An 8,922-nucleotide genomic window follows, 5' to 3' on the forward strand; every position below is an offset into this window, starting at 1 on the left:
CCAGCCCCGCTATAGAATGATACGGTTTTCTATTAGATATTCGTTCAGAGGCATCCCAAGAGCGTCAGCTATTGTTTGGTAATACTCAGCCTGCAGAGTCTTTTTAGTTTCATCATCAGCCGAACTCATTCTAATTACCGTGAGAACTGGATCGCCACCATGCCTCGCGAGTTCGCTGATAAACGATTTTCCAATTTCATCATCAAAAAACTCTTTTTCAGATAGTCCTAAATTAGGGGCGTGTTGGTTTGCTTCGTATTCAATACGGCTAACTATGCCCGGATTGGACTCAATAAACTGCTGGCGCACTTCCTTGAAACATTCGAGATACGTTTTCATTGAACAGCCTCAGCGAATAGGAGAGATAAGCAAGGCCACTTTGCACGCAAAACAACCAAAAACACCATGATTGCCCGTGCAAAATATCCCCGGCATATCCCCAAAAAAACAAAGGACTCACGTTTTTAGCGTAAGTCCTTGTTTAATCTGGTGGCCCTTGCTGGACTTGAACCAGCGACCAAGCGATTATGAGTCGCGTGCTCTAACCAACTGAGCTAAAGGGCCGAGGTGCGGGATTATACGGTAAACTCTGCTTACAGGTCTATATGTCTTCGGTTTGTATGCGCGTTTTGTGCACAGTTTTAGTCTGTTGTGTTCACTGCGTTTTTTACCTATAACTCAGGTAAATACATCTTAAGGGATAATAATGATTACAGATATTATCGCCCGGGATCTTTCTGTCGTGTTTTGCGGCATCAATCCCGGCTTATCCACTGCTCATCATGGTTTCCATTTCGCTAATGCCAATAACCGCTTCTGGAAGGTTATCTATCAGGCGGGTTTTACCGGGCGTTTACTTAAGCCTGAAGAAGAACAGCATTTGCTGGATACAGATTGCGGGATCACCATGCTGGTGGAACGTCCGACCGTTGAGGCAACGGAGCTGGTTCGCGATGAGTTGCGCGAAGGGGGCGCAGCGTTGATGGCAAAAATTGAATACTATCAGCCGCGTGCGCTGGCTGTTTTAGGCAAACAGGCATTCAGTAAAGCGTTTGGCATCAGTAAGGTGAACTGGGGACGTCAGGCGTTGAAAATCGGTGACACGGAAGTTTGGGTGCTGCCTAACCCAAGCGGCCTGAACCGGGCGACGCTGGATGAACTGGTATCCGCATACCGTGAACTATTCTTATCATTAGAAAACACAGCATAATCCCGTCACCTCCTCTTATTATTCCCTCTGATATAAAATCTCGCCATGATGATTATTTTATTAATAATCGTCTTGGTTTTGGTTGATTTACCAAATTATTTCGCTATTAAAGCAGCTTTATACTCTCTGAACCCCACCTGAATACATTTGCATATTTAATGTAAGAGGAATGCTTCCCCCGTGTGAATGCGCTCAACTGAACTAAAACTTATTCCATCGCCTCATTCGGGGTGAGCAGCAAAGTAGTCAGGCAGTTTGATTCTTCAGGAGCAGGAGATATGGCTAATGTTGAAACCGAAGAAAGACAGGAAAATCTGGAGGAATGGTTCGAACTATTTTCAGGACTACCGCTCCGGCATTCAGAAAGAGAAGCAAGATTAATCAGCTTTTGTGAAAAAAACAGCGTCTGCATCATGTCGGTGATGCCCTGGATAGCATCGGAATTTGCTGAACATGGTGGTTTCGCCGGATTATTTCATTTTATTCATCTCCATGGAGGGAGAAAAATATACATGCCCAAAGAGGCAGAGAAGTTTTATCAGATCTACGGGATCAATATCCCGCAAAATAAATATAACAGAATTTATAAAAAAATTGATTCTTCTGGATATCTGGATACGCCATCCAACTGGGGGGTGTTTATCGCTATTCGCCGGGCAGCAATGCAAGTGGCGATGAAAGAAGATATTCCGGCAAAACTACTCACACAAACTTTTGGTATTACGATGCGAAGTATCCGGCTAATTAAATCACGTAACGCGTGTCTGTAAAGGAGGTCGAGGAAGTTAAGAGAAGGCAAAGACTACACACAATTATTTTCTCATTCATTTTAATATAAAAGGTAAATATTATGACTCAATATTCTGTCACTGTAGCAAACAACTCTGTAAATACCGGCGCAATTTGTATTTATCAAACCTCTCCGGATATCACCGATCCCAAAGTGATGTCACTGGCGTGGTTCTCCAAAGTGGCACATCCAAAAACCAAAGTGCAGTTTGACTGGGGAATTGATTACAGTTTTGTTTGGGATGAAACCGGTGTGCTGATCCCCGGTGTGAAATTCGATGCCTCTCAAACCCTTCCTGCCAGCCTGACGAACAATAATCAGGTGACGCTGAGCTATTCCGAGGGGGCGTTTGAATTCGAACAACAGACCACCGGCGGAAAGAACGGTACGTTGTATGTCACGAACGACAGCAGTTTACCGCTGAATCAGGCCTCTGTCGGGGTCGGTATGTCGGGGGCGGGTACCTTTGTTGTTCAGGCACAGCCGAACATCAACCTGACCTTCACGCCGCATCCAACTTATTGGATCACTTTTGGTAATTATACGCCGGGTCAGGTGCTTGATATTGGTCAGATTACCAATAAGCAGCAGCTTGAGTTTGCGCCGAATACTTACAACCTGAATGTTCAGCTGAAAAATGATAACACCTGGTCTGTTGGCTGAGTCATCAGTTTAATTTACTTACGGAGTAATATTATGATTCTTATCGTCTGTACCGATGATCCGGAACTGGAACATGTTGCCAGTGCTTCAATGGCACAGTACCAGTCAGTTTTTAAGTCGAGTTACAAAATATTTCATTCTGAGTTGCGGTTGTTAGGAAAGAGTGAAAATCTGTTTATTATTTCTCATGGTGCCTTTCAGGGAGATAATGACCGGCCGGTTATCGGTGATAAAGCCAAAGCCTTTTATGTAAATGGTGATACGCTTTATTTAAATGTGAAAAGTATTTTCCCGCCGGATTATACGGGTAACGTTTATATCGATGCCTGTGAATCAGCAGATAGCACAGATGTATTGCTCAGTTTTGCGCAAACATTTTACCTGGATTTCCATCCTGATTCACCGACGTCTAAAGTATTTGGTCTGACGGGTGTCAGCAGCGGGCTTATTCCATTACCGGATAATACTGCCTGGGTGAATGTCAGTTTAGAAAACCAGTAATAAAAAGCCCCGGCATTTCTGCCGGGGCTTTTCTGTTCGTGACTGACAACCAGAGAACGATTAATCGTCCAGGAAGCTGCGCAGCACTTCGGAGCGGCTTGGGTGGCGCAGTTTACGCAACGCTTTCGCTTCGATCTGACGGATACGTTCACGGGTAACGTCGAACTGTTTGCCCACTTCTTCCAGCGTGTGGTCAGTGTTCATATCGATACCGAAACGCATACGCAGAACTTTCGCTTCACGTGCGGTCAGGCCAGCCAGAACGTCATGTGTTGCAGAACGCAGGCTTTCAGACGTTGCAGAATCCAGTGGCAGCTCGAGGGTGGTGTCCTCGATGAAATCACCCAGATGCGAATCTTCATCGTCGCCGATTGGCGTTTCCATGGAGATTGGTTCTTTCGCAATTTTCAGCACTTTGCGGATTTTGTCTTCCGGCATCAGCATACGTTCAGCCAGTTCTTCCGGCGTCGGCTCGCGGCCCATCTCTTGCAGCATCTGACGGGAGATACGGTTGAGTTTGTTGATCGTCTCAATCATATGTACCGGGATACGGATGGTACGCGCCTGGTCGGCGATGGAGCGGGTGATAGCCTGACGGATCCACCAGGTCGCATAAGTTGAGAACTTATAACCACGGCGATATTCAAACTTATCAACGGCTTTCATCAGGCCGATGTTACCTTCCTGGATCAGGTCAAGGAACTGCAGACCACGGTTGGTGTATTTCTTCGCGATCGAAATAACCAGACGTAAGTTTGCTTCAACCATCTCTTTCTTCGCGCGACGGGCTTTCGCTTCGCCGATAGACATGCGACGGTTGATGTCTTTTACCTGTTCGATAGTCAGGCCAGTTTCTTCTTCGATCTGACGCAGCTTCATCAGGCCGCGCTGTACGTCTTCGGTGACTTCTTTCAGCTTCTCAGACCAGGGTTTACCCATTGCCAGAGCAGCATCAAACCAGGTATCGCTGGTTTCGTTACCGGCGAACAGATTGACGAAGTTTTTCTTCGGCATTTTGCACTGTTCAACGCACACTTTCATGATCAGACGTTCCTGAGCACGAACGCGATCCATCATGGAACGCATGCTGTTAACCAGGAAATCGAACTGTTTTGGCACTAAACGGAATTGTTTGAACACATCGGACAGCTTCAGGATTTCTTCTGCTGCGCTCTTGTGGCTACGGCCGTTTTTCTTGATGACCAGACGCGTCGCTTCATGCTGTTCACGCAGTTCGGTGAACTTCTGGCGAGCCAGTTCCGGGTCGATGCTGTTGTCGTCTTCAGCATCGTCGTCTTCATCTTCGTCTTCATCATCATCATCCTGCTCTTCAGTGGTCAGTTCAGAACCCACGTGAGTCGCAGTTGGTGCGATTTCTTCTTCGGCGTTAGGGTCAACAAAACCTGTGATCAAGTCAGACAGGCGGACTTCGCCAGCTTCTACACGGTCATATTGCTCTAACAAATAAGTGATAGCTTCAGGATATTCAGCAACGGAGCACTGAACCTGGTTGATACCGTCTTCGATACGTTTGGCGATGTCGATTTCGCCTTCACGGGTCAGCAACTCAACGGTACCCATCTCGCGCATATACATACGCACAGGGTCGGTGGTACGGCCAATTTCGGATTCAACGCTGGAAAGTACCTGCGCCGCCGCTTCTGCAGCGTCTTCGTCGGTATCAGGGCGGTTTTCGGCCAGCATCAAATCATCGGCGTCCGGTGCTTCTTCAAGTACCTGGATGCCCATGTCGTTAATCATCTGGATGATGTCTTCGATCTGGTCGGAATCGACGATATCTTCCGGCAGATGGTCATTGACCTCAGCATAGGTCAGATAGCCTTGCTCCTTACCACGGGTGACAAGTAGCTTAAGCTGTGACTGCGGGTTTTGCTCCATAAGACGGTATCCACACTTCAGAGTATTTGGGTTGGTGTCGGTCGGGTAACATCGCCAACAATAACGTTAGGGGCGTTTATTGTGCCGCGGCCCACCAGGGCGGCTCTGCGCAGGGCCGTGCCCCGCTTTATATCGGCACTTAAGCCGTTTTTTAGTAGTAACGCCTGACGCATTACTTTTTATGTTCTTGTTATTTAACTTGTTAACTCTTTCTCGCTAACACCTGATTCAGGGAACTGACTTCGGTCCGTTCCTCCGGACTCAGGCCATGCGTCCTGGCTTTTGCAATCAAAGTTTCAAGCCGTTGCTCTAAAATCGAGTCATACAGGCTGGCTAACGTGGCGCGAAATTCCTCCTCGACCATGTCCTCTACGATCATGTGGTTCCATGTCGCCAGAGTTTCAAGCTGCTGGTAGAACTTATTGTCGCGATAAAGTTCCAGTAACTGGCCCGTCGTCAGCCCCGGCTGGGCTAAGCAAGTGGTTACTAACTCGCTGAACAGATCCAGTCCTGGTTGCTTCGCTTGCTCCAAACCTTGCAGTGAGGGTATAAGTGTAGCCAGTTGTGGATTTTGTACCAGTAACCCTATAAGTATACGCATGGTTGTGCGTTTTAGCTGGGGCGCCTGATAGACATTGCTACTTTCTGCCTGTTTAGGCATCAGCTTTTCCAGCTGGCTGTCATCCAAAATACCGAGCTTATTCCCTAACTGCTGACGCAAATACATTCGTAACGTTTCACCGGGAACCTGGCGGATCAGCGGCAATGCCAGCATGCTCAATTTGGTCCGCCCGTCAGGGCTGCTCAAATCTACCTGCGGCAACAGCGAATCAAACAGGAAAGTGGACAGCGGCATCGCCTGTTCCATACGTTGTTCGAACGCTTCTTTGCCTTCTTTACGCACCAGCGTGTCTGGATCTTCGCCGTCGGGTAAAAACATAAAACGCAGCTGGCGGCCATCATTAAGATACGGCAGTGCCGTTTCCAGTGCGCGCCATGCGGCTTCACGTCCCGCGCGGTCACCGTCGTAACAGCAAACGATGTTGTCTGTGCTGCGGAACATCAGCTGAATATGATCAGCGGTCGTGGACGTGCCCAATGAGGCAACGGCATAATCAATGCCGAACTGCGCCAGTGCGACGACATCCATATACCCTTCAACCACCAGCAAACGCGCTGGCGTCGGGTGCTTTAACTGTGCTTCATACAGGCCATACAACTGGCGGCCTTTATGGAAAATTTCGGTTTCCGGTGAGTTCAGGTATTTCGGCGTACCGTCACCGAGAACCCTGCCGCCAAAGGCAATTACGCGGCCACGTTTATCACGAATAGGAAACATCACCCGTTCGCGGAAACGATCATAGCTGCGGCCATTGTCATTGGTGACCAACATACCGGCATCAATCAGAGACGCTTTATCATCGGCATTTTTACCGAAACGCTTTAATGCGTTGTCCCAACCCGGTGGGGCGAAACCAATGGCGAAATGGCTGATGACGTCTTCACTTAAACCGCGCCGGGCAAGATATTCCCGTGCGGGAGCCCCTGCAGCCTGTTTAAGTGATTGCTGATAGAACTCGCTAAGCGGTGCCATCAACTGGTAGAGGCTTTGACGCTGATGACGCTCCATCTGGCTCGGACCGGTGCCTGCTTCGTACGGCACTTCCAAACCCTGCATTGTCGCCAGTTCCTCAATGCTTTCGACAAACTCAAGCCTGTCATAGTTCATCAGGAAATCGACGGCGTTGCCGTGGGCACCACAGCCGAAACAGTGATAAAACTGCTTATCGCCATTTACGGTAAATGAGGGTGTTTTCTCATGGTGGAAAGGGCAGCACGCGTGATAATTTTTACCCTGTTTCTTGAGCTTTACCCGAGCGTCGATCAAATCGACGATATCGATGCGAGCCAGCAAGTCATTGATAAATACGCGCGGAATTCTCCCAGCCATAAGCCCCTTACTCACTAGCCTATAAACGAGAACAAGCCGCGCATTCCTTTCGGAAAGCACGGCCTTCGTATGCTACTACGCAGTCTGCGCGTTCTTAATATTGCAAATCACGCGATTTGGGGTTGCCCCCGAAGATTAATACAGACGAGTGCGGCGTGCGTTTTCGCGAGCCAGTTTCTTGGCGTGGCGTTTTACTGCAGATGCTTTAGCGCGTTTACGTTCGGTAGTCGGTTTTTCATAGAATTCACGACGACGAACTTCTGCCAGAACACCTGCTTTTTCGCAGGAACGCTTGAAGCGACGCAGAGCTACGTCGAACGGCTCGTTTTCACGTACTTTAATTACAGGCATGTGCCTCTCACCTCGATAAAATCGGTTTGTTTGCTGATGTTGTACCAGCACATTTCAAAATGGTGCGGAATTTTACTCCAATTCGCGTCGTCTTGTAAAGCATAACGGCAAATTGAAACAGGCGCTTTCTGCAACCCTTCTGCAACATTGTGCGCTTGTTTTGCGTCGGGCGGCGATTATATACCAATCAATCAAAATTGCTCGACATTAATTGGCCTGCGAAGCGAGGAATTCCCACTCCGGTGCAGCACCCGCCGAAGCTTGTGTGCTAAACTGCGCGCCGCGAGTTAGCGCGAAAACATGATGGAAAGAGTGATGCGAGTACTGGGTATTGAAACGTCCTGCGATGAAACCGGAATTGCAGTTTATGACAGCGAAGCCGGTTTGTTAGCCAACCAACTGTATAGTCAGGTAAAACTGCATGCAGATTACGGCGGTGTGGTGCCAGAACTGGCATCGCGTGACCATGTACGTAAAACAGTACCCTTGATTCAGGCTGCGCTGAAAGAAGCCGGGCTGACTGCTCAGGATATCGATGGCGTGGCGTACACCGCCGGCCCTGGTCTGGTCGGGGCGTTGCTGGTGGGCGCAACCATCGGGCGTTCTCTGGCATTTGCGTGGGACGTGCCTGCCGTGCCGGTGCATCACATGGAAGGCCATTTGCTGGCACCGATGCTGGAAGATAATCCGCCGGATTTCCCGTTTGTGGCGCTGCTGGTTTCCGGTGGACATACGCAGTTAATCAGCGTCACCGGAATTGGCGAATATACCTTGCTCGGCGAATCCATTGATGATGCTGCCGGTGAAGCCTTTGATAAAACAGCTAAATTGCTCGGCCTTGATTATCCGGGGGGGCCGTTGCTGTCGAAAATGGCTTCTCAGGGCGTTGCCGGACGTTTTACCTTCCCGCGCCCGATGACAGACCGGCCGGGGCTGGATTTCAGTTTCTCCGGCCTCAAAACTTTCGCAGCGAATACCATTCGTGGCAATGACAGCGACCCGCAGACACATGCCGACATTGCCCGCGCTTTTGAAGATGCGGTGGTGGATACGCTGGCCATAAAATGCAAACGTGCACTGGATCAGACGGGTTTTAAACAGCTGGTAATGGCCGGTGGTGTCAGCGCGAACCGCACATTACGCGCCAAACTGGCTGAGGTGATGGCAAAACGTGGCGGTCAGGTATTTTATGCGCGTCCTGAATTCTGTACCGATAACGGTGCGATGATCGCGTATGCAGGCATGGTGCGGCTGAAAAGCGGTGCAACTCCTGATCTCGGTGTGACCGTTCGCCCTCGCTGGCCGTTAGCGGAGCTTCCGCCAGTCTGAGCGGGGCTGCGACTGCGTTGGTGCGTCGACCCGAAATGCTCACATACTCAATTATGCTGCGCTTTCAGGTCTCCTGACGCCTTGTCTCGCTCCCGCTCAGTCAGGCTGGCTGAGCTGAAAAAAAACCAATAAAAAACGACCCGCCTGAGGTTAATGCCGGTCACTTAAGGTGACCGGCATTGTTTTTTAAGGGATATTTCGACCTTTTTTCTCTCACTTCCCTCGCAT

At 49.3% G+C, this 8,922-nt stretch carries 9 protein-coding genes and 1 tRNA gene; 5 read left to right on the plus strand and 5 right to left on the minus strand.

The genetic code is table 11. From position 1 onward, the window contains the following. Positions 1-9 precede the first annotated feature (9 nt). Together HGO41_RS24015 and HGO41_RS24020 are read right to left on the minus strand one after the other, a co-directional pair. Positions 10-339: a DUF6388 family protein gene (locus HGO41_RS24015; RefSeq protein WP_250981540.1), complete on the minus strand. Its 330-nt coding sequence runs from the start codon at positions 337-339 to the stop codon at positions 10-12. Positions 340-487: 148 nt separating this feature from the next. Next, positions 488-564: transfer RNA gene (locus tag HGO41_RS24020), tRNA-Ile, on the minus strand. A 142-nt stretch (positions 565-706) separates the two neighbouring features. Here HGO41_RS24020 and mug point away from each other — a divergent pair. The 4 genes from mug to HGO41_RS24040 all read left to right on the plus strand — a co-directional run bounded on the left by mug (position 707) and on the right by HGO41_RS24040 (position 3,164). After that, a complete protein-coding gene (mug, locus tag HGO41_RS24025; RefSeq protein ID WP_013573940.1) occupies positions 707-1,210 on the plus strand; it encodes a G/U mismatch-specific DNA glycosylase in 504 nt (167 codons plus the stop codon). A gap of 278 nt (positions 1,211-1,488) precedes the next feature. Beyond that, entirely contained in the window at positions 1,489-1,980 is a 492-nt protein-coding gene (locus HGO41_RS24030) for a hypothetical protein (protein WP_041672991.1), read from the plus strand. An 80-nt stretch (positions 1,981-2,060) separates the two neighbouring features. Then, on the plus strand, positions 2,061-2,663 hold the full coding sequence (locus tag HGO41_RS24035) for a RhiA family protein (protein ID WP_013573943.1): 603 nt from the start codon (positions 2,061-2,063) through the stop codon (positions 2,661-2,663). Between the two features lie 33 nt (positions 2,664-2,696). Further along, a complete protein-coding gene (locus HGO41_RS24040) occupies positions 2,697-3,164 on the plus strand; it encodes a hypothetical protein (RefSeq protein WP_119261238.1) in 468 nt (155 codons plus the stop codon). Positions 3,165-3,224: 60 nt separating this feature from the next. Here the strand turns inward: HGO41_RS24040 and rpoD are convergent, their stop codons facing one another. From rpoD to rpsU, 3 genes are all read right to left on the minus strand, one after another. Next, on the minus strand, positions 3,225-5,063 hold the full coding sequence (gene rpoD, locus HGO41_RS24045; RefSeq protein WP_013573945.1) for an RNA polymerase sigma factor RpoD: 1,839 nt from the start codon (positions 5,061-5,063) through the stop codon (positions 3,225-3,227). A 202-nt stretch (positions 5,064-5,265) separates the two neighbouring features. Continuing rightward, a complete protein-coding gene (dnaG, locus tag HGO41_RS24050) occupies positions 5,266-7,014 on the minus strand; it encodes a DNA primase (protein ID WP_013573946.1) in 1,749 nt (582 codons plus the stop codon). Between the two features lie 135 nt (positions 7,015-7,149). Beyond that, a complete protein-coding gene (gene rpsU, locus HGO41_RS24055; RefSeq protein ID WP_001144069.1) occupies positions 7,150-7,365 on the minus strand; it encodes a 30S ribosomal protein S21 in 216 nt (71 codons plus the stop codon). Between the two features lie 315 nt (positions 7,366-7,680). Here rpsU and tsaD point away from each other — a divergent pair, with 315 nt between their 5' ends. Beyond that, complete coding sequence (gene tsaD, locus HGO41_RS24060) at positions 7,681-8,694, plus strand: tRNA (adenosine(37)-N6)-threonylcarbamoyltransferase complex transferase subunit TsaD (protein WP_013573947.1); 1,014 nt, start codon at positions 7,681-7,683, stop codon at positions 8,692-8,694. Positions 8,695-8,922: the final 228 nt, after the last annotated feature.

It is taken from the genome of Rahnella sp. CG8, assembly GCF_023701875.1.
GTDB classification, from domain to species: Bacteria; Pseudomonadota; Gammaproteobacteria; order Enterobacterales; family Enterobacteriaceae; genus Rahnella; species Rahnella aceris.

Bases quoted from the DNA above. Each gene is read 5' to 3' on its own strand.
- HGO41_RS24015 (WP_250981540.1), bottom strand. From the start codon at position 339: ATGAAAACGTATCTCGAATGTTTCAAGGAAGTGCGCCAGCAGTTTATT.
- mug (WP_013573940.1), top strand. From the start codon at position 707: ATGATTACAGATATTATCGCCCGGGATCTTTCTGTCGTGTTTTGCGGC.
- HGO41_RS24030 (WP_041672991.1), top strand. From the start codon at position 1,489: ATGGCTAATGTTGAAACCGAAGAAAGACAGGAAAATCTGGAGGAATGG.
- HGO41_RS24035 (WP_013573943.1), top strand. From the start codon at position 2,061: ATGACTCAATATTCTGTCACTGTAGCAAACAACTCTGTAAATACCGGC.
- HGO41_RS24040 (WP_119261238.1), top strand. From the start codon at position 2,697: ATGATTCTTATCGTCTGTACCGATGATCCGGAACTGGAACATGTTGCC.
- rpoD (WP_013573945.1), bottom strand. From the start codon at position 5,063: ATGGAGCAAAACCCGCAGTCACAGCTTAAGCTACTTGTCACCCGTGGT.
- dnaG (WP_013573946.1), bottom strand. From the start codon at position 7,014: ATGGCTGGGAGAATTCCGCGCGTATTTATCAATGACTTGCTGGCTCGC.
- rpsU (WP_001144069.1), bottom strand. From the start codon at position 7,365: ATGCCTGTAATTAAAGTACGTGAAAACGAGCCGTTCGACGTAGCTCTG.
- tsaD (WP_013573947.1), top strand. From the start codon at position 7,681: ATGCGAGTACTGGGTATTGAAACGTCCTGCGATGAAACCGGAATTGCA.